This window comes from Paenibacillus camelliae (assembly GCF_023715345.1).
GTDB lineage: Bacteria > Bacillota > Bacilli > Paenibacillales > Paenibacillaceae > Pristimantibacillus > Pristimantibacillus camelliae.
Map to the genome: position 1 here is coordinate 18,301 of NZ_JAMBNY010000009.1, position 21,014 is coordinate 39,314.

19 protein-coding genes are annotated in these 21,014 nt (G+C 43.3%); all 19 read right to left on the reverse strand.

Annotation, left to right across the window (positions count from 1 at the left end; translation table 11 throughout):
• Nucleotides 1-44 precede the first annotated feature (44 nt).
• The 19 genes from mobB to M3180_RS14680 all read right to left on the reverse strand — a co-directional run bounded on the left by mobB (nucleotide 45) and on the right by M3180_RS14680 (nucleotide 20,869).
• Nucleotides 45-608 (reverse strand): molybdopterin-guanine dinucleotide biosynthesis protein B, encoded by a 564-nt coding sequence (gene mobB, locus M3180_RS14590; RefSeq protein WP_251669047.1) that lies wholly within the window; start codon nucleotides 606-608, stop codon nucleotides 45-47.
• Nucleotides 605-1,864 (reverse strand): molybdopterin molybdotransferase MoeA, encoded by a 1,260-nt coding sequence (locus M3180_RS14595; protein ID WP_340837863.1) that lies wholly within the window; start codon nucleotides 1,862-1,864, stop codon nucleotides 605-607. Before M3180_RS14595 ends, mobB begins: the two co-directional genes overlap by 4 nt.
• Nucleotides 1,865-2,800: 936 nt before the next feature.
• Nucleotides 2,801-3,820, reverse strand: coding sequence for a ThiF family adenylyltransferase (locus tag M3180_RS14600; protein WP_251668755.1), 1,020 nt, complete (start codon nucleotides 3,818-3,820; stop codon nucleotides 2,801-2,803).
• Nucleotides 3,821-3,848: 28 nt separating this feature from the next.
• On the reverse strand, nucleotides 3,849-5,339 hold the full coding sequence (locus M3180_RS14605; RefSeq protein WP_251668757.1) for a nitrate/nitrite transporter: 1,491 nt from the start codon (nucleotides 5,337-5,339) through the stop codon (nucleotides 3,849-3,851).
• Between the two features lie 195 nt (nucleotides 5,340-5,534).
• Nucleotides 5,535-6,053 (reverse strand): hemerythrin domain-containing protein, encoded by a 519-nt coding sequence (locus M3180_RS14610; protein ID WP_251668758.1) that lies wholly within the window; start codon nucleotides 6,051-6,053, stop codon nucleotides 5,535-5,537.
• 56 nt (nucleotides 6,054-6,109) lie between these two features.
• Nucleotides 6,110-6,757: a response regulator transcription factor gene (locus tag M3180_RS14615; RefSeq protein ID WP_251668760.1), complete on the reverse strand. Its 648-nt coding sequence runs from the start codon at nucleotides 6,755-6,757 to the stop codon at nucleotides 6,110-6,112.
• A 3-nt stretch (nucleotides 6,758-6,760) separates the two neighbouring features.
• On the reverse strand, nucleotides 6,761-7,819 hold the full coding sequence (locus tag M3180_RS14620; RefSeq protein ID WP_432806946.1) for a sensor histidine kinase: 1,059 nt from the start codon (nucleotides 7,817-7,819) through the stop codon (nucleotides 6,761-6,763).
• Nucleotides 7,816-8,283: a GAF domain-containing protein gene (locus M3180_RS14625; protein WP_251668762.1), complete on the reverse strand. Its 468-nt coding sequence runs from the start codon at nucleotides 8,281-8,283 to the stop codon at nucleotides 7,816-7,818. The genes M3180_RS14620 and M3180_RS14625 overlap by 4 nt, the downstream gene beginning before the upstream one ends.
• A 26-nt stretch (nucleotides 8,284-8,309) precedes the next feature.
• Nucleotides 8,310-9,008, reverse strand: coding sequence for a respiratory nitrate reductase subunit gamma (narI, locus tag M3180_RS14630; protein WP_251668764.1), 699 nt, complete (start codon nucleotides 9,006-9,008; stop codon nucleotides 8,310-8,312).
• Nucleotides 8,995-9,561, reverse strand: coding sequence for a nitrate reductase molybdenum cofactor assembly chaperone (narJ, locus tag M3180_RS14635; RefSeq protein WP_251668766.1), 567 nt, complete (start codon nucleotides 9,559-9,561; stop codon nucleotides 8,995-8,997). The genes narI and narJ overlap by 14 nt, the downstream gene beginning before the upstream one ends.
• Nucleotides 9,554-11,095: a nitrate reductase subunit beta gene (gene narH, locus M3180_RS14640; RefSeq protein ID WP_251668769.1), complete on the reverse strand. Its 1,542-nt coding sequence runs from the start codon at nucleotides 11,093-11,095 to the stop codon at nucleotides 9,554-9,556. The genes narJ and narH overlap by 8 nt, the downstream gene beginning before the upstream one ends.
• Entirely contained in the window at nucleotides 11,085-14,762 is a 3,678-nt protein-coding gene (locus M3180_RS14645) for a nitrate reductase subunit alpha (protein ID WP_251668770.1), read from the reverse strand. The genes narH and M3180_RS14645 overlap by 11 nt, the downstream gene beginning before the upstream one ends.
• 329 nt (nucleotides 14,763-15,091) lie before the next feature.
• Nucleotides 15,092-15,415: a hypothetical protein gene (locus M3180_RS14650; RefSeq protein WP_251668772.1), complete on the reverse strand. Its 324-nt coding sequence runs from the start codon at nucleotides 15,413-15,415 to the stop codon at nucleotides 15,092-15,094.
• Between the two features lie 21 nt (nucleotides 15,416-15,436).
• A complete protein-coding gene (locus M3180_RS14655; RefSeq protein WP_251668774.1) occupies nucleotides 15,437-15,670 on the reverse strand; it encodes a DUF2249 domain-containing protein in 234 nt (77 codons plus the stop codon).
• 254 nt (nucleotides 15,671-15,924) lie between these two features.
• Nucleotides 15,925-17,094: a MalY/PatB family protein gene (locus M3180_RS14660; RefSeq protein WP_251668776.1), complete on the reverse strand. Its 1,170-nt coding sequence runs from the start codon at nucleotides 17,092-17,094 to the stop codon at nucleotides 15,925-15,927.
• 83 nt (nucleotides 17,095-17,177) lie between these two features.
• Nucleotides 17,178-17,768: a DNA-3-methyladenine glycosylase gene (locus M3180_RS14665; protein WP_251668778.1), complete on the reverse strand. Its 591-nt coding sequence runs from the start codon at nucleotides 17,766-17,768 to the stop codon at nucleotides 17,178-17,180.
• A 112-nt stretch (nucleotides 17,769-17,880) separates the two neighbouring features.
• Entirely contained in the window at nucleotides 17,881-18,168 is a 288-nt protein-coding gene (locus M3180_RS14670) for an SGNH/GDSL hydrolase family protein (RefSeq protein ID WP_251668780.1), read from the reverse strand.
• Between the two features lie 87 nt (nucleotides 18,169-18,255).
• Complete coding sequence (locus tag M3180_RS14675; protein WP_251668782.1) at nucleotides 18,256-18,798, reverse strand: hypothetical protein; 543 nt, start codon at nucleotides 18,796-18,798, stop codon at nucleotides 18,256-18,258.
• 244 nt (nucleotides 18,799-19,042) lie between these two features.
• Entirely contained in the window at nucleotides 19,043-20,869 is a 1,827-nt protein-coding gene (locus M3180_RS14680) for a copper amine oxidase N-terminal domain-containing protein (protein WP_251669052.1), read from the reverse strand.
• Nucleotides 20,870-21,014 lie beyond the last annotated feature (145 nt).

Sequence of the window (21,014 nt, forward strand, 5' to 3'; positions counted from 1 at the left end):
TCTCACCTCACTATAACAATTTCTAACAATGATAAAGAATAATGTTATTTACTTAACCAATGTAGTAAAAATTCATTAATTTTCTCGCGATCATCGCGCTTTAACCCAATGATGGGACAACCTGAGCTGTTGTCATGGATAGGCTCATATTCATTATGAATTCCGAGCTCGTCGTAAATATCTTCTGGGTCATCAACAGCTTCATCTATTATGACTGCTACGATATTCTCTAGAGAGCGTAAGGACTTCCAGTCTTCTGCACTTCTTAACAATACAACCTTGGGATAGTGAGCCTGTTTTTCACCTTCAATCAAGATAATCTCAGGAGCTGCAAGCATTGCCATCTCAATCGCCATCGTTAAGGAAGGCGGCTGCTGCTTCATATGCAGCTGAATGAGTTGATCATCAAACACGATTGAGCTAGTGGAGCCTGCCTGCATATAACGCATACTATCCGTTTCTACATTAGGCTGCTCAAGTGCCCCGCCGTGACCATGGTGCTTAATAACGGCAACCTGCTTATTACACTCCGATAAAAGCTCTGTCCATCGTGAAATAAGCGTCGTCTTTCCGCAATTTTTATAGCCGACAACCTGTAGTATTTTCATAGGTTCCACTCGCGCTCACCTTCCTCCGTGCCTAACAACAGAACGTCAACAACATCTCCTTCTGAAAAACCACGGGAGCCGCCAGGTAAAGCGATGAGTGCATCCGCATGTGCTAGAGAAGTTACCGCGTTAGATTTATTGAAGCCTGCAGGAGCAACTCGTGCTCGTCCTTCTGCCAAGGTTATGCTTGCTCTAATAAAGCGCATAAATGGATTAGCCTTCGTAAAATTTTCACTTAGCTTTGCTTGTGTGTGGCGCAAATAAGGCTTATTGGCTCCCATCATCTTAAGAAGCGCAGGTCTTGTAAAAAGCTCAAAGCCTGTATAACAAGCAGACGGATTACCAGATAAGCCAAATAATAGCTTACCATCTAGCTCTGCAAGGGTCGTTACACTTCCAGGACGCATCGCTATTTTGTTAAACAACACTTTTGCTCCGAGCTTTTCATAGATGGCTGGCAAGTAATCATAATCACCAACACTTACACCACCTGTCGTAATTAAACAATCCGTTTCAGATAATGCTTGCTTTATTAGGTTATAGCAATCGTCTAGCTGGTCCTTCAGCTTGCCGTATGAGCGATACGGTACGCCTATTCTTTCTAGCTGAGCTTGAAGCATTGGTTCATTGCTGTTGCGAATTTTCCCATCTACTAAAGGCTCATCAATTTCGAGTAATTCAGAGCCTGTTGCGATAATGCCGACAACAGGTCGCCGCGCCACCTTTACCTTCGCATATCCAAGTGTAGCCAGCAATGCGATCGTACCTGGATGTATAAGCCCACCAGCCTCTAGCAGCACCTTGCCTGCAGCAGCATCCTCTCCTTTAAGCGAAACATTTTCTAGCTGCTGGAACGACTTTCGTATTGTAAAGCGATCTCCTGCTTCAGAAAGCTTCGCTTGCTCAAGCATAACAACCGCATCAGCCTGCTTTGGCATGGCCGCACCTGTCATAATACGTATAGCTTCTCCCTTGCCAAGCGTTCGACTAGATACGCTTCCTGCTCCAATATGATCTACAACTTGGAAAGTAACACGCTGCTGCTCACTAGCACCAGCAGAGTCCTCTGAACGGATCGCAAAGCCATCGTAAGGCGATCGATCAAAAGGAGGAATATTATGCTTTGCAATGATTGGCTCAGCTAATATGCGGTGGTAGCTATCGTGTAACGAAATCTCTTCCACTTCTAGAAGTGGAGTATGCTCCATCATTAGCTTAATTGCCGAGTGTAGGGGGATAGGTTTTCGGAACTCCACTTTTCTCTCCTCCTTTTTAGTTGTAGTTTTAATCGTTTTACTTTGATTACGAGGTTGTTCAATGCAGATTATTCGACGGCGAATATGTCATGCTAGCGTTCGCTTCTGTGCTCACGTAGCCGTTATCTACGCTGCGCTCCTTGCTCTCTACTAGCACGCCATCTTCTTTCAATTGAGTGCTGAGCATATCATCTCTAAAGCGACCTCCTGACGAAGGAAGGTCCGAGCGTAGAGATGATATGCGGAGTTGTTGTTTTTATCGCTCGACTTTGATTACGAAGCTCGAGCGTTGTTGCTTATTCTACGGCGAATATGTCATGCCAGCGATCGCTTCTGTGCTCACGTAGGCATTATCTACGCTGCGCTCCTCGCTCTCTACTAGCACGCCATCTTCTTGGTACTGAAAGCCCAACGATTAAAACCTTTATTGGATTGGTTGTTTTAATCGTTCGCCTTTGATTACGAAGCTGTTCATTTGACGAAGAAATGTCCGAGCGTAGAGATGATATGCAGAGTTGTTGTTTTTATCGCTCGACTTTGATTACGAAGCTCGAGCGTTGTTGCTTATTCTACGGCGAATATGTCATGCTAGCGTTCGCTTCTGTGCTCACGTAGCAATTATCTACGCTGCGCTCCTCGCTCTCTACTAGCACGCCATCTTCTTTCAATAGAGTGCGGAGCATATCATCTCTAAAGCGACCTCCTGACGAAGAAATGTCCGAGCGTAGAGATGATATGCGGAGTTGTTGTTTTTATCGCTCGACTTTGATTACGAAGCTCAAGCCTGTAGCTTATTCGACGGCGAATATGTCATGCCAGCGTTCGCTTCTGTGCTCACGTAGCCGTTATCTACGTTGCGCTCCTCGCTCTCTACTAGCCTGCCATCTTCTTGGTACTGAAAGCCAAACGATAAAAAACTACATAAATATCCAAGCCCTAGCCAAATAGCTGATGATACAACCTCCTTGCTTCATGCTTATCTTTAAGCCCATGGATGAGCAGCCGCCCATTGCTGAAAGCAATTAAGCGATAGGGCTCCAGTGCAAGTTCTACGAAGTAGGGTGTTCTACGAACCAACTTAGCTGAACATTTGCCTACACGCTCTACATCGTCCAACGTAATCGTTCGCTGATGATCTGGGATCACTTGAACGGTTTCTCTGCCGCATAATACAACGAATTTTGCTCGGTCAGAGGTAGTTAATGATGGATAGGTCGGCGCTAAGCCACAGGTAGGACAATGCTCTTGCTTAATTTTTGTTACCCCGATATTTAGTCGATCATTGCCCCACAGATCAAAATGATGCACCTTGGTCATCATGCTTTCTTTATTACCAGTAAGCCACTTTAATGCTTCTCCACATTGCAAGGCAGCCGTTACTTGAACTGCCGGCCCAATAATCCCTGTGCTATCGCAGGTTTCATTCAGTGCAGGAAGTACAGGAAGCAAGCAGCGAAAGCATGCCGACATACCGGGTATAAACGGAAATACAACACCACTGCTGCCTACGCAAGCTCCGTAAATCCATGGACGATTATATTTATGAGCAGCGTCATTAATCATTAATCTTGTTTCAAAATTGTCCGTCGCATCGATCACTAGATCACTCGTTCGAGCAAGCTGCTCTATTAATCTACCATCAGCATGATCAATCGTTGTTGAAAGCAGCACATCAGAGCGAATCTCACGAAGTCTTTGCTCAGCTGCTACGACCTTAGGTGTTTTTTCAAGAGCATGGGACTCCGTAAACAGATGTTGTCGTTGCAAGTTCGACAGCTCCACTACATCGCGATCAATGAGCTGCAACGTTCCGACTCCTGCACGTACTAATGTTTCAGCAGTTGCGGAGCCTAGTGCCCCGCAACCAATAATTGAAACAACCGCTTGCTCAAGCTTTCGCTGACCTTCGCTGCCAATCGGTCTAAATAGTGTCTGTCGTGCATAACGATTATCCATTTACCCTCACCTCTTCTAGCTGCATTGTTTATTCTTTATTCAGCACTGAGAACGTCCCTACATAGCGAATATCCTCACCCGTTTCATCCTTCACTGCACTAATATTCAATAGTTCTAAATATTCCTCGCCATTTTTTCGACGATTCCATATCTCGCCTTGCCACATGCCATGTTCTCTTATACTCTTCCATATTTCAGAATAAAATTCGCTAGATTGTCGACCTGACTTCAACACGTTTGGCTTCTTACCTATGACTTCCTCTTCTGTATAACCGGTAACTTTCGTAAAGGCAGGGTTAACACTTTCAATAACACCGTTGCTATTAGTTACAAGAATCCCTTGCGCGGTGCTCTTAAACACATCTGCCATCACCGTTAATTTGCCATGATAAAGCATCCATAGGATTAGGACTAGGCTTGCTAAACCAACCTGTGATAACAGCATAAATCCGATCGAATACTGACCAGTAAGTGAATGGATCGCTGATAGAAGCAAGGGAGGAAAAAATCCACCAAGTCCACCCATCATCGAAACAATTCCGTTTGCAATCCCCGCTTGATTGTTAAAGTATTGTGGAACAAGCTTGAAGATAATCCCGTTACCTGCACCTGCACAAAAAGCGATCGCTAAGCAGCCAATCGTATATAAAGCAATGCCAGGTGAGAATGCCAATAAAATTGCTGCAACCGTTAATGCAGCAAAGGCTGCAATTAGCATATACAACGAATTAAAGCGGTCCGCCAGCCAGCCACCAACGGGACGCATAAAGGTTGCTACCGCAATGAATATCGCAGTGCGAATGCCCGCATCCACCTTGCTCAGGTCAAAGTTGCTCACTAGGAAGTTCGGCAAATACACCGTAAACGCTACAAACGACCCGAACGTAATAAAGTACAGCAATGAAAACAACCAGAGCTTTTCATTTTTGTATATGCCTTTAATCTGTTCCATAATGGGAGTCTTCACCTTTGTTTCCTTACGATCACCTACAATAAAAGTAATCAATGCAAAGACTAGCAACACGATGAGATAAAATTTTACTGTGATACTCCAGCCAAATTGGTTAGCTATGATTGGTGCAGCAAAGGTCGAAACCGCAGTCCCAATATTACCAAGACCATAAATACCATTAACTAAACCATGTCTTTCTTTAGCGTAATACTTTGGCAATGAGGTTACTCCAACAGAGAACACTGCACCGCCTATACCAAGAAACAAACCGCCAATAATTAGATCCGTAGCAGAATTCGCTTCACTTATATAATAAACAGGGAATAATAACAAAATAAAACTAATAAAAAATACTAGTCGAGCACCAATCACGTTTGCATAGTAACCAAGCGGAATACGTAAAATTGAGCCTAACACTACAGGTATTGCGGTAATAAGAGCAATCTGGCTTTCTGGAATGCTGATATCCTCTCGCATATAAGGCATTAAAGAGGAAATAACGACCCATACTGCAAAGCCAACAATTAAGTTCATTGTTTGTAATGGTAACTGCAATTTTCTAATCAAATCCATCACCTTTCTTGGTTGAAGAATTTACAATTGATCCCCTACAAATATTGTAGCTTAGCTTGCCGATTTCGCTTACTAGGGAACTCCCTTTGTTTAAATGTAAATTCCCTATTCACCCTAAAAAAACTAAAAACCATGAGCAGTGGCAGGAACGAACCGGCCTTACTCATGGTTTTTATGTGAGCTTGTATATTATTCATCGATTAATGTATGCAGCTGCTGAGCTAAACGCTCTTGATCAAGCTTACTCATCACTTGAGCTGTCATCGAAAACAGCACGGATTCCTCCTTAACAAAGTGGACGGTCAATATTTCAAATGCCTCTGCTGCATCACCTACAATGCTGCGTATCTCTTCTAATGAATGCTCATCAACAGCGTGGTGAAGAAAATGATCAATATAGGATGTTACTTCCTCATGCTCCTGTTCAATAGACATAATCGGTCCCTGATCGTAGCCGATATATTGACCAAGCAGTGGGAAGAAGTAGCTTTCTTCTTTCTTGCAATGTTTTTCTAAAGGTTGCTTAAATGCGAGAATAAGCTGACGCAATCGTTCTAATTCTCCGCGTGCTTGAACAGTGCTATACCCACCTTTTTGCAGCGCCAACACAATTTGATGCCATTCATTCATCAAATGTGATAAGTAGCGATGCTCAAGTTCAAGGATGCGCATAGCTGGTATTGTGCTATTTAGCTGAAGTGCACTCATGGTGTAACCACCTTTCTGCTACTGTATCGTTAGCAGAGTTCGACGATATGGTCCACTTAAAAATCCAACAGCTTCTTCTTAAGCGCATATTCTACGAGCTCTGGTCTCGTCTTCAGATTAAGCTTTTCCATAATTTTCGCTTTTGTCGCTTCGACAGTCTTTACTGAAATAAATAACATCTCTGAAATCTCCTTATTGCCATAGCCTTTAGCAACGAGCGGTAAGATTTCAATTTCTCGAGTCGTTAAAATTTGAAATGGAGTATTGCTGTCCGCTTCTTGCTTTTGACCAACAAACTCACGTACTAATGACGTCGCCATCTTTGGATGAATATAAATTTCTCCTCGATGTACGACGCGTATGGCATTTATAAGCTCCTCGTCGGGAGAATTTTTCAGTACATATCCGCGTGCACCATTTTTCAACACATGGAACAAATATTCCTCATCATCATACATCGTCAAAATTAATATTTTCGTATCCGGAAAATTCTCGTTTATTTTGGCTGTTGCTATTAAGCCGCTTTCACCTGGTGGCATGCTTAAATCCATCAATAATATGTCTGGACGATGCTGGGCTACCATACTGTAGGCCTCAATTCCATCTGCTGCTGTTGCTATTACCTCCATATCCTCCTGAAAGTTAATAATCATAGCAAACCCGCTACGCACAACTGCATGATCATCTGCTATAACAATTTTCATTAGTTATTCCTCCCTTCTGGTAGGAATTTTTAGATGAATCGTTGTTCCTTGACCTAATTGTGATGTAATAAGCAATTCTCCACCTACGAGCTCGGCTCGTTCCTTCATGCCGTACAGTCCAAGTCCTGTTCCTTTAGAATCTCTTTTATTAAGATCAAAGCCCTGTCCTTTATCTGCAACGACCATTTCAAGAAAATGCTCTGTTTCAAATAGTCTCACGGAGATTTCATCTACTCCGGCGTATTTTAATGCGTTAAGCACGGACTCCTGACATACTCGATAAAAGACCGTTTCAACTTCACTATTGTATCGTGTGCCGTGTAGTTCAGCGATAAATTCCACAATAACACCATAGTTCTTTTCAATCCATTTGAAATGGGAACGGAATGCTGCTTCCAACCCCAAATCATCTAATGACGACGGCCTTAGCTCAACAGAGAGATTGCGTATCTGATCCAAAAGACGAGTAAGAGAAGCTTCCGTATGTTGAAGCTTCTGCAATACCTCATCTGGCACATTCAAATATTTCAATACTCGCAAATCAACAAGGGAGCTAAGTAACTCTTGCGCAACGCTATCATGCAGCTCTCTAGAAATTCGCTTTCTTTCATCCTCCTGTGCCTTAATCGTATTTTTCATCATTGTATTGCGGTACAGTGTCTCCTGCGTTGCAAGCTGTCTTGTTAGATCCCGCAGCATTAATAATCGAGTCCCGTTGCTATCAATTTCTTGAAAGCTTGCTGAAAATGGGATCACACCTTTATGTCTCGTTTTCAAATAAATTTGGAATGAACTAAAATTAGCGGAATCGTTCTTCATGTAGCAATTCAAGCAGGTGGTTAGTTCTTTTTCAGTCGTGTAGCCCCTGCATGTAAGGCAAAAATTGTCGTTACCTTGCGCGTTATATAGTTGTTGAACATCTAAGGGATCTAATATATTCTCAGCGGCAGGGTTCATCGCAATCATTGCTCCCCGCGCATCAAAAAAGAACATCGGCTCGATATTGTTGTTGAACATATGCTCCAACAATTGCTTGCTAACCTCACCAGATAATGTTTTCACACCGACAACCCCTTTATTTCAAAAGCTCCAATATGAGCTTCTGGGCACTGTTGATTAAGCTCATCGTACAGCTGCGGCTTTAGACGTTGCTCTTCACGATACCCAACAAGCAGCACACCAGCAACACGTGAATACTGATACAGTGGAAATGCAACTAAACTGCGTAATCGCTCCGACACAAGAATTGGATAATTAAACAACTCTTTGTCATGCATCTCTTTCTCGACATTGTCTACGACCATCTTCTTACCTGTCTTAAACACAATACCTGCAATTCCTTTACCGCTATGAAGAACAATACGCTTATAGCGATCATTCAAATTGCCAGAAGCGTATTGCCATGTAATTTCAGAGCCTTCAGAAGCTGATTTTGCTATAGCAAGTGAAATAAAGTCACACCCAAGTATTTCCCGTAATTCATCGATTTTTATTTGATAATCGAAGTTATCGCAAAACTGCTTCATTTTATTCAATTCTCCTAACAGAAACCTTAGTTCTTATGGCCAGTAGATCTATGCTTTCTATATAGAATAGAGCTTCTCTGTACATAATTCAAGGGAACGCTAAAGATATGAACAAGACGGGTAAATGGACATAAGGCAAAGATAAAAAAGCCAAGTAATATATGAATTTTAAAGGAAAGCGGCACATTCGTCATTAAGGATGCATCAGGTGTAAACATAAATAAACCTCTGATCCAGACTGAGATCGAATCACGATAATCGAATTCTGGTATAACATAATTCGTTACAAGCGTAGAATACATCCCCATAAACACAATCGCTAGCAGCATAACATTAACGAATAAATCGGATGCTGAGCTTAATTTGCGTACCGTCTTTATTGCGAAGCGGCGCGCCGTTAATATAAGCATCCCCGCTAATGTCATAAAGCCAAATAAGCTACCAATGTAGATCGCACCGATATGATATAAATGATCGCTAACGCCAAGCGCATTCATCCATGTCTTAGGAATGCCTAAGCCAGCAACATGCCCGAAAAACACGGGCACTATGCCAATATGGAAAAGCCAATTCCCGATCACAAGATGCTTCTTCTCAATAAACTCACTTGACTTGGCTGTCCAGCCAAACTGATCATAACGGTATCGATAGATGAGCCCGACAATAAATACAACTAAGCATAAGTAGGGCAGAATGACCCACGTGAACTGATTAAGCATGCTCATGAGTATCTACCTCCTGCTGAAGACATAGCTTGAAGGTTTCACGAAATGCTTTTATTAAATAGGCATAGGGACTCTCTTGCTTTTGCAGCGCTTGAAGCAGCGCATAGCTTCCATCCTCCATTACTGCGAGCATCGTTTGAAACCATTCATGCTCCTGGCTGTCTTCCCAGTTCGCGGCATAGATGAACTCGCACATCAATGGCAAATAATCAGGAAGCTCATTATCCGCAATCTCCATTCCGTTTAGCTCATAGCTAGATTTTAGCAGCTCTAGCATTTGCCCTCTTTCCTTAGCATCTTCGAATTTGACATAGGTCATATAAAGTGTGGAGTCCTTCTGAAAGTCAAAGGTCTCTACGTATCGCTCTTGAATCTCATCTAAGCTTAATTGCTTCATAGTCTCCCAATAGTCTGCGATCAGCTCGGATACTTGAGCTGGGAAGTCTCCTTCTTGGTCCATATTGGAAAAGGTTCGTTTATCAGGATAGGCAAGTTGCTCAGCAAAAAATCCAAATGAGCTTCTATGCTCTGCAAGCTTTTTTAGATCAATCACGCCAGATCCCTCCATAGAAGTTCTCTTTGTACAGGTCCTTACCACTTTTCATTTCCATGCTTGGTGATACAGGACCACACCCATTACAATCCATTCCGAAGCCTTCTGAGCCTTGCGCACGATACGTATCCATATAGCCTTCTTTATGCGATGTTGGAATTACGAAGCGATCCTCATACTTTGCAATCGCGAGCAATCGGTACATCTCTTCCATCTGATAAGCGTTTAGGCCAACTCTTGCAAGCTTAGAATCTTCGAATGGATGCTTTGTAAATTTGGCACGCATAAAGGAGCGCATCATTGCCATTCGTTGAAGTGCTTCCTTGACAGTCTTCGTGTCGCCTGCAGTGAGCATATTCGCTAAGTATTGAATTGGCGTTCTCATCTCTTCAATTGCCGGGAAGATCATATCCGGATTTTGAATCGAATCCTTACCTTCAAAATGACTCATAATCGGGCTAAGCGGTGGTACATACCATACCATCGGCAATGTACGATATTCAGGATGTAATGGGAATGCTAGCTTATACTCAATCGCTAGCTTGTATACTGGTGATTGCTGTGCTGCTTCAATCCATTCCTCACTAATGCCGTCTATGCGCGCTTGCTCGATCACTTTCGGATCATTGGGATCAAGAAATAAATCTAGCTGCGCTTGGTACAGCTCCTGTTCATTTAGCGTCGATGCAGCATCCATTACTTTATCTGCATCGTACAGCAGCACACCTAGATAGCGAATACGACCGGTGCATGTTTCTGAGCAAACCGTTGGCAAGCCCGCTTCAATTCTCGGGAAGCAGAATGTGCATTTTTCAGCTTTATTTGTTTTCCAGTTGAAATACACTTTCTTATACGGACAGCCTGTCATACAATAACGCCAGCCGCGACAAGCCTCCTGATCGACAAGCACGATGCCATCCTCGTCACGCTTGTAGATCGCGCCAGATGGGCACGATGCTACGCAGCTTGGGTTTAAGCAATGCTCGCATAAGCGTGGCAAATACATCATGAATGACTTCTCAAAGTTAAATTTGATCTCTTCCTCAATCTTTTCGATATTAGGGTCCTTCGGTCCGGTAATATGACCACCGGCAAGATCATCTTCCCAGTTTGGTCCCCAATTCAAGTCCATATGTTCACCTGAAATCGATGACTTCGCACGTGCGACGGGCTGATGCTTTTTCTCACCTGATGTTGTTAGCTTTTCATAGTCATAATTCCAAGGCTCATAGTAATCCTTCATTTCTGGCATATCTGGGTTGTTAAAGATTTTTCCGAGTGCGATTTTGGACAGCTTGCTGCCTGATTTAAGCTCTAGCTTACCTTTACGCAGCGTCCAGCCGCCCTTGTAATGCTCTTGATCCTCCCAGCGCTTAGGGTAGCCGATGCCTGGCTTGGTCTCGACATTGTTAAACCAGATATACTCTGCGCCTTCGCGATTGGTCCACGTGCTCTTACAAGTTACGCTGCACGTATGGCAGCCGATACATTTGTCAAGGTTCATCACCATTGCTATTTGCGCTTTAATCTTCAAGCCAGTTGACCTCCTTCATTTTACGAACGGCTACATATACGTCACGCTGGTTGCCGATCGGTCCGTAGTAGTTGAATCCATAGCTTAGCTGTGCATAACCGCCAACTAGCTGTGTCGGCTTCAAATGGATTCTCGTTGGTGCATTGTGGCTGCCGCCTCGTTCATTCGTAATCTCTGAACCAGGAACTTGAATATGCTTATCCTGAGCGTGGTACATAAACAGTGTCCCTTTAGGCATACGATGGCTGACAACCGCTCTTGCCGTTACAACACCATTGCGGTTGTAAACTTCAACCCAATCGTTGTCTTCAATCCCGTATGGAGCTGCATCCTCATTGCTCATCCATACAGTCGGTCCTCCGCGGAATAAAGTCAGCATGTGCAAGTTATCCTGATACGTGCTATGAATATTCCACTTCCCGTGCGGCGTCAAATAACGAAGTACAAGTGTATCGTTGCTGCCACCTGTTATCTTTTTGTCCCGTGTGCCGAACACCATTGGAGGCAAAGTCGGCTTATAGATTGGTAGTGACTCTCCGTACTGCAGGAAGATCTCATGATCGAGATAAAAATGCTGACGTCCTGTCAACGTTCTGAACGGTACAAGACGCTCAATATTGGTTGTAAATGGAGAGTACCGATTGCCAGATTTGTTCGAGCCACTAAATACAGGCGTAGGAATCACTTCTCTTGGCTGAGCCGTTATGCTTTGGAACGTAATTCGTTCCGCTGCACGATCAGCAGATATATCCTTTAACTCAACACCTGTGTGATGCTCCTCCGATTCCCAAGCACGCTGCGATACTTTACCGTTTGTTGCAGATGAAAGGTGCAAGATGGCATTAGCAGCATGTCTAGCAGTATGCAGCTTCGGTAAACCAGCTTTAATCGTATCGTCAACGTACTTACCGTTGATCTTCTTCAGCTCCTCATATTCTTCACTAACCGAGAAGCTTACGCCGTGTGCGCCTACCTTACCAGTTGAAAGGTTCGGGCCGAGCGTTACATATTTATTGTATATTTGAGTATAATCGCGCTCGACGATTGTAAAGTTAGGCATCGTCTTGCCGAGCTCTGCTTTAATCTCTCCTTTTTTCCAGTCCTTGACCTTCCCAAGCGGCTGAGCAATTTCACTTGGTGTATCATGTCCAAGCGGAGTTGCAACCAGGTCCTTGTATACACCGGGCATATAGTCCTTAGCCATTTCTGATAGCGTCTGTGCCAACGTGCGGTAAATGTCCCAATCTGATCTTGATTCCCATAGCGGATCAATTGCTGGATTGAATGGATGAACGAATGGATGCATATCTGTTGATGACAAGTCCGTCTTTTCATACCAGGTTGCTGCTGGAAGCACGACATCCGCGTACATCGGCGTCGCAGTCATACGGAAGTCAAGTGCAACAAGCAAATCAAGCTTCCCTTCTACATCATCACGCCATACGATTTCCTCTGGCTTCTCCTCTTCATTCGGCGTAGATAACAAACCATTGCTTGTGCCTAGCAAGTGCTTCATGAAATACTCCTGCCCTTTTGCTGAGCTGGATATTAAATTCGATCGCCATACAAATAAGCTTCTCGGATAGTTTTCTGGAGCATCTGGATCCTCGATCGCAAATTTTGTTTTGCCATTAACGACTTGCTCATATGCTTCTTGAATGATATCGCTATTGTCCTCTTTCCCTTTTTGCTTCGCTTCCTCAGCAAAGGAAAGACTGCTCTTATCGAACTGCGGATAAGAAGGAAGCCAGCCTAGGCGAGCTGCCAGCACATTATAGTCCGCTGGATGGCTATACGATATATCACCTGCAGTAGGTGATTTTAAAGATTCATTATTCATTTCTTCGTATTTCCATTGATCCGTTGCAAAATAGAAGAATGAGGTTGCATTTTGCTGTCGAGAAGTTGCTTGCCAGTCCTTGGCAAAGGCAACGGTACTCCAGCCTTCAATTGGACGGCATTTCTCCTGGCCGACATAGTGCGCCCAGCCGCCGCCGTTGACACCTTGTGATGCCGTTAAAATAACGAGATTCAAGATGGAGCGATAGATTGTGTCACTATTAAACCAGTGATTGATGCCAGCGCCCATAATAATCATTGATTTACCGCCAGTATCGATTGCATTTTGAGCAAACTCTCTAGCGATTTGTACGACTAGTGAGCCCTTCACGCCTGTAATTTTTTCTTGCCAAGCTGGTGTATAATGTGAGCTTGCATCATCATAGTCCTTCGCTGCATGCTTGCAGCCTGGGCGCTGTACGCCATATTGGCTAAGCATCAGATCGTATACGGTCGCTACACGCTGCACACTGCCATCAGCTAACGTAATGTTACGAACTGGGATTGATCGAACAAAGGTACCTTTCCCTGCTTGATCGAAGTAAGGGAACACGATATCAACCCATTCACTTTGCTGCGATTCCATAGTTAAAGCTGGTTCAATCCGTGAGCCATCCTCGCGCTCAAGCTTCAGATTCCACTTCGTATCCTTTTCCCAACGCTGCCCAAGGGTTCCGTTAGGTACAAGCAGCTCGCCGCTTAGCTCATCAACGATAACCGGCTTCCACTCCGCATGCTCAGTGGAGTGACCTAGGTCACTCGCTCGCAAAAATCTTCCTGCTTTTAATGAAGCCTCATGCTCATCGAGCATAATGAGAAAGGGCAGGTCAGTATACTGCTTCGCGTAGTTAAGGAACATCTCTTCCTCACGCTTCACATAAAATTCGTCCAAGATAACATGCGTCATTGCTTGTGCAAGCGCAGCATCTGTACCTGGATTCGGAGCCAGCCAATTGTCTGCAAACTTTACATTTTCAGCATGGTCAGGTGCAATGGAGACAACCTTCGTCCCTTTATAGCGAACCTCTGTCATAAAGTGCGCATCCGGTGTACGTGTAAGCGGAACGTTAGAGCCCCACATCATCAAGTAGCTTGCATTGTACCAATCGGATGACTCAGGTACGTCTGTTTGCTCGCCCCAAATTTGTGGAGAGGCTGGCGGTAAGTCTGCGTACCAATCGTAGAAGCTAAGCATTTCGCCACCTAATAATGAGATGAAACGTGCGCCAGAAGCATAGCTGATCATTGACATAGCTGGAATCGGTGTAAAGCCTGCGATTCGATCTGGCCCGTATGTTTTAATGGTATATAGGAGCTGCGCGGAAATAAGCTGCACGACCTCCTGCCAAGAAACACGGACATGTCCACCCTTACCACGAGCCTGCTTATAAAGCTTTGCTTTTTCTGGATCTTCAACGATGCTGCCCCAAGCCTCAAGCGGATTACTTGTTTTCGTCAAGGCTTCCTTCCACATACGCCACAAATGTCCGCGGACATAAGGATACTTCACACGCAGCGGACTATATTCATACCAAGAGAATGACGCACCGCGTGGACAGCCTCGTGGTTCAAACTCAGGCATATCCGGTCCGCACGATGGATAATCTATTTGCTGGTTTTCCCACGTAATAATGCCGTTCTTCACGAACACTTTCCAGCTGCATGAGCCGGTGCAATTCACACCATGTGTCGTGCGTACAACCTTATCGTGCGACCAACGATTACGGTACATATTTTCCCAATCTCTATTTTTTTCCTCAAGGGTAGACCAGTTATTAGAGTAGTTTTCTTTAGGCTTAAAGAACTTCAGGCCGAATTTTCTTTTCATGTGACGCCATCACTCCTTCGTTGAACGATCAACAATGTAATAAATTTGAGGGGATCAAATGTTATTCATGTGTTGTTTTTTATTATGAAGTGAAGAAGCGACACTTTATATTAGGGCATTCCCTTTTCTCTACGGAGATTTCCCTATTCGTGACGATGGCAATAAAAAAGTCCTTCCTAATAACATGCTTCTCGCATGAAAAGGAAGGACCGTTCTTACAAATATACGCTGATGAGTTCTAGATCTACAACGTTTATACCTAGCTCAGATCGTAGACTTCCTTGAGTAGGGGGTTGCATCATCTATTCATCTGAATGCCCCCTCAGCTATCAAGAGACTAATTTCTTTGCCTGATCATATAGACCACACATTCCACCATACAAAGCATAGAAAAAACCGTCTGGTGCATCTAAAGAAAAGGACAAATACTCCTTTGGGTCAATGCTCAGCATCTTTTCGAATAGCTTTGCGCTGTTATAGGCATAAAAGCAAAAATACGTATAGTCAAACTCTGGCATTTTATTATAAATCGTGATGATTTCAGAGGCATATTCATCAAGATGATGAGCTGCCTCCTTAACCATAGTAATGGCATCGTCGACCGTAACTTTGATCTTTATTGTTTTCTCATCAATAATTTCAACAGCAGCCATTATGCCACACTCCCATCCATATTATTGCTTACTAATTTTCACTTGGAACAAGGTAGGTCCTTGCTGTACATACTCCCAGTCATATTGCCCCTCATACATCGACTCAAATTGAAAGCGTAACGGCTTCGGATCATGGTCGTTAATAAGCAGCATCGCTTCACCAGCATTTAGCTTGTTGAAGGTTTCAAAAATAACTTTGTGCTTAAGGTGCGGCGGGTATTCCGTAGCATTAATTGTAGCTGTATAGTTTTCCAATGTATTTTCCTCCTAAAAAGTAATTTCTGCTTTTCAAAATAAATAGAATCGTATCCCTTGCTTAATACAATACGTCATATGCGATGGATTAAGAGTGACGAGGAGCACACTTTTTTAAATGTCACTAATTTGCAAATGATATGATGCCGACACAATTTAGACATATTCCACAAAAAAATCTCTCCAGTCCACGTTCTACGATTGAACGTGGACTGGAGAGATTCCATCCAGCCTTATATGTTGTTGTTACCTATCTATCCCTTAATGGCGTCAGCAAACTGCTTAAGCGCCTGTTCTAGTATTGAGCGTGGGCATGCCATATTCACACGCAGCCACCCAGCACCTTCCACTCCGAACATCGAGCCTTCATTGAAAGCGACCTTTGCTTTCTTATGCATTAATTCCTTCAGTACAGCTGGCTCCTCGCTAATCGCACGACAATCTAGCCACAGCAGATAAGTACCTTCAGATAGTAGAGGCTTAATGGCCGGTGCATGCTCTGCCAGATAAGCAACAGCATAATCCATATTCCCTTTCACATAGACAAGCATGTCCTCCAGCCACTGTTCACTTTCATTATAGGCTGCTTGAACGGCATCCTGAGCAAAGTGACTAGCCATATGAATGCTCAGCACCTTTACGCGTTGATCGAAAATGGCGCGCATACTTGGATTAGAGATAACTGCAAATGAAGTATGTAAACCTGGTAGGTTAAAGGTTTTCGTCGCAGCAAGTGCAGTCACCGTAATATTGGCTACTTCCTCAGATAATGATGCAAATGGTGTATACGGATGTTCTGGGAAAGTTAAATCACAATGAATTTCGTCAGATACGATGATGACATTGTATTGGAGTGCCAGCTGAGCCAAACGCTCCAGCGTTTCTCGCTCCCAGACGCGCCCCCCCGGGTTGTGTGGATTGCATAGCAGCATCATTTTCGCTCCTGCTGCGAACAGGGTTTCTAGGTGAGCAAAATCCATCTCATATCTTCCATTTATCATTTGAAGAGGATTACGCTCGATTTTACGTCCATTGCCTTTAATCACATCATAAAACGGATAGTATACAGGCGATTGGATGACAACGGAATCGCCCTTCTCGGTGAACAGATCAATCGATAAGCTCAACGTCGTTACTACGCTGGGCACATCTACAATCCAATCACTTTTAATGGTCCATTGATGACGTCGCTTAAACCAATTTGTGATGGATTCCAAATAGCTTGGTGTTCTAAAGCTGTAACCGAAAATACCGATCTCTGCTCTTTCTTGAATGACCTTTCTAACAGCTGGCGGGCTGTAAAAATCCATATCTGCTACCCATAGCGGAAGAATATCTTCATCGCCGAACAACGTTTTTACTTGATCCCATTTGTAGGAACGAGTATTACGTCGTTCTATTAATTCATCAAAGTTATATGCCAAGCTCCACACCTCACCTATTTTTCTATATCAATAACTACCTTATATACTTATGGTAGCACGAATACAGCTGCTCGCCAATGGGATTACCCTCGTGATACGTTCGGATGTCCGCTAACGTAAAATCTCCATGGATAATCCTTTGCTTCACCACTATTAGGAATACCGATTCTCGGGCCAGTAGTGATCTCTGTAAATGTTTTACCTTCACTTATCCATAGCGGACGTTCAGTGACACAATGCCCGTAATCATTCATTGTAATACCAAGCGCCTTGCACAGCTTCCCAGGACCGTTAGTCAGCTCTCGATCTGGTTTAGATTCACCTCTTCTGCGCCTCATAAGGTCAATTCCGATAAAAGGCTCTACTCCTCGGATTAATACAGCTTGTGGTATATCGACTGTAGCGGCAACGACATTGACCAAACAATGTGTATGCATTTGATAAGTATAAATATAGCCAGCCGGACCAAACATTACCTCGGTCCGTGGAGTACGTCGATTGTTGTAGCTATGCGCCGCTTGATCCTCAGGACCAGCATATGCTTCAGTCTCAACAATATATCCCGCAGCGATTCCTTCCTGCGTCTCTTTAATTAGAAGCTTTCCGATAAGCTGCTCAGCTACGTGTAGAGAGGACTGGCTATAAAACTCAAGCGGTAATGGATGATACTCCATCTTTTCTCCCTCCATACACAAATTAGAGACAGGTACCTAAGCAACTCTGCCTCTGTTTATTATGCTCCGAACGATAGGAGTTATAAATGCGATTGCGATTTCTCTTCTACGTTTACTTTCTAGCTTCGAACCATGCCACTTCGTCATACTGTTTAACGATGGCTAGCCATTGATCCGCGATAAGCTGATGGCCAGCAGCAGTAGGATGCACCCCATCATATATCCAGAAGCTTGCTTCTGCTCTTTCACATGCTTCATTAAATAACTGCTGCAACGGCACGAATATAGCTTGATATTTTTCGGCAAGCTCTCTAACAGTCTGCTGGTAGCGAGGCATGATCTCCTGCCACACGTCCCAATTCGGCTCTGTATCCTCTGTCTTATGTAAGTCTATATTCAATAATAATAATGCCTCTATTAAAATGACTGTAGCATACCGCGTAAATGAATAACAAGTGCAATGATACTAGAAACAAGTGCAATGCCGCTAGATTTCTCTTAACATAATTGGATGCGCAGCGGCAAGCTGTTTTAGACAACTCAAATCTCTGTCGTACATATAGCCTTCCACATTAGCCGCCCTACCTTTAAAGGTCACGAGCAGCCTTCTGCGCGCTGCACCTTCATGCGAAATATATATCGCGTAAATTCGATCCCAATCCGTCGTTTTCCCTGATTCCTCTAGACCTTTCTCCGTAATGAAATGAGTTATATTACGAGAAGGAAATACAATGTACAAAAGCAGTGCTATTCCTGCCTCCAGCACCGTCAGCTCCTGAATGCCGGGGTTTTCATGGATGCGAAGAACCATCCACCAGATATACAACAGAAGCGTTGCAGCAATAGCTGCCAATAACCAATAATCTAGGCGCTGGATACGTCGATTGGTATGGTGTCGAATAAGATGCAGCGTTGATGATTCCAGCATTATTCCTGATGCTTTTGCTCGAGCAATATAAAGGACGACACATTCTCTATAGATAAATAAAGCGATACAACAGGCAATACTGCAAAATACGACCCACTCCATAGAATACAGCGCCTCCTTCAATCATTTATTTAGTAGCTAGTATTCTCACAATCTAGCTTTAACATACCTATCCCTCATAGATTAATATAATTTTGCTGCGTACTATCATCGCTGCTTTACTATACTATATTGCTAGTTTCACTAATCTATGAATCGATTTCATAATAAATAAAAAAACCAACCAAGCTCGATAGCTTGATTGGTTTTCAGATTACGTATCATTCAATATTATGCCTTTAATTCATTAAGGTTCTCTCGTAATTTCAAGATAGCCAGAGTTGGACCAACTGATATCGGCACCTAAAGCATTGGCCATATCACGTGCTGGAATAAACGTTATTCCGTTGCGTGCTTGCACCGGTGCTGCCCATTGTGCTTCAACACCATTTACAATAACATCGCGGCTACCTGTTTGAATCTCGATCGTTGTGTTCGTCGCATCATCATAAAGCACGATGCTGTTCTTCACTTTATCGTATGAAACCTTACCGCCGAATTCCTCGATGATTTCGCGAGCAGGAATCATCGCCAGTTTATTATTAGTCAAGTACATACCGTAATCTGACTCTTCATCAACAAAGCTCCAGTATGTTTGCTCTGTAATATGAAGCTGATTACGCAATATATTTGAGATAAGTGCATCCTCTTCAAATAAACGAATAACTTCATAGCCTTGCAGATATGGCAGTGATTCTATACTTACGGTGCTGAGCGTCGTTACTGGCTCTAATGCTTTAACCTCGCCATTAACATTCCACATTTGAGAATTTGTCGTAATGGTAAATCCGTCAAAGCCATACAGCTCCTGTTCTTCCTTCAGGGCTGGATCCACTCGATACTCAATGGAGAAGCCTTGCTTGCGTACATCTAAGCTCATATCAATTCCGTAGTTGAATTTAATAGAAAGAGAATCATTCAGCACTTGTTTAAGCGTATCCCCGTCCTCTTGCTCCAGCTCATTCATTGAACGCTTCAGCTCTTGCAGTGCATTGATGAGCTCTTCAACAACTTGAGCTTGGATTTCTTCAGGTGTCATTTCTGGCTCTGTGCTCTCATCGCTGTCTGTGCCTGCTTCTTCATTCTCCATGCTAATAAATTCATCGATAATGTCCTCATTCTCAAAGTCTAGCTCTTCGTAATCTTCTTCAACATAGGCATAAGGACCAGCTGCAGTATATTCATAATTGCCTGTATAGAAGCCTTGCGAGATCATCGATAGGTCTAAATTAGCGAAGCTATCCTCATGCTCAGATACAATCGTAAATATTTCGTTGAACAGCTTCTCTAGACCTTCTCTATCATTAGCTAGTGCATTCACAAGCTTTTTGGCCCAGTTCCAAAGCTCCATGCCCTTAAGTTCGCCTTGTAGATTAAACAACGCAACTTGTTCTCCGCGAATCATCTCTGTAGTATGCTCGACCTTAAGACGCTCGATGTTAGGCAGATGACCAATGCTATAATCGGTTACCAGCTCAGAAATTTGCTGAATAGCTGCAATCATTTCTTCGCCATAAGCTGCATATTCAGCTTCTGCGTCACCATAAAGCTCTTCATCAATATAATATTCTTCATCTGCATAAAGCTCCTCGTAGCTGAAGCCTAGCTCTGTTTCATAGTAGTGATTAGTAAGCAGGCGCTGACGCTCGCCCGTCAGATCAATAGAGAATGGTTGCTTTGCTCCATCTAGCTTAATAACCATCAGCTTATCTGTCATACGTAGATCGAAGCCGATCGCATTATGCTCACCGAAGGTTAATGTCCCTTTCATGGATGCATGCGTTTCATCCTGTACCTTATAGTGGTCAACGGCAAGCTTAATTTGTGAAAAATTACGTAGCTGAGAAAGGAGCTCTTCAGCATCCTCACCTTCTAGTTCGACTTGCTCTGCAATCTCTTCCTCATTCAGCGCTAGCTTGAACTCAAACTCATATGTACCTTCGGCTGATTTTACCTTCGTCATATTTTTAATGACTTGATTCAAGTTCAGACCGTCTACTGCTTGACAGCCTGCTGCAATGATCATAGATAAGATCATAAATACAGATAATACCTTTTTCAACTTCAAATTCATCAATCAAGATACCTCCTTAAGATCTTAGATAACTAGATCGATTATACCAGTATGTTACATTTCTGTATATATTATTTCGTTATTTCGGCTAGTGATCTTATATGATTAAATGTAATAATTTGTAATTATTTCGAATATAATAAAT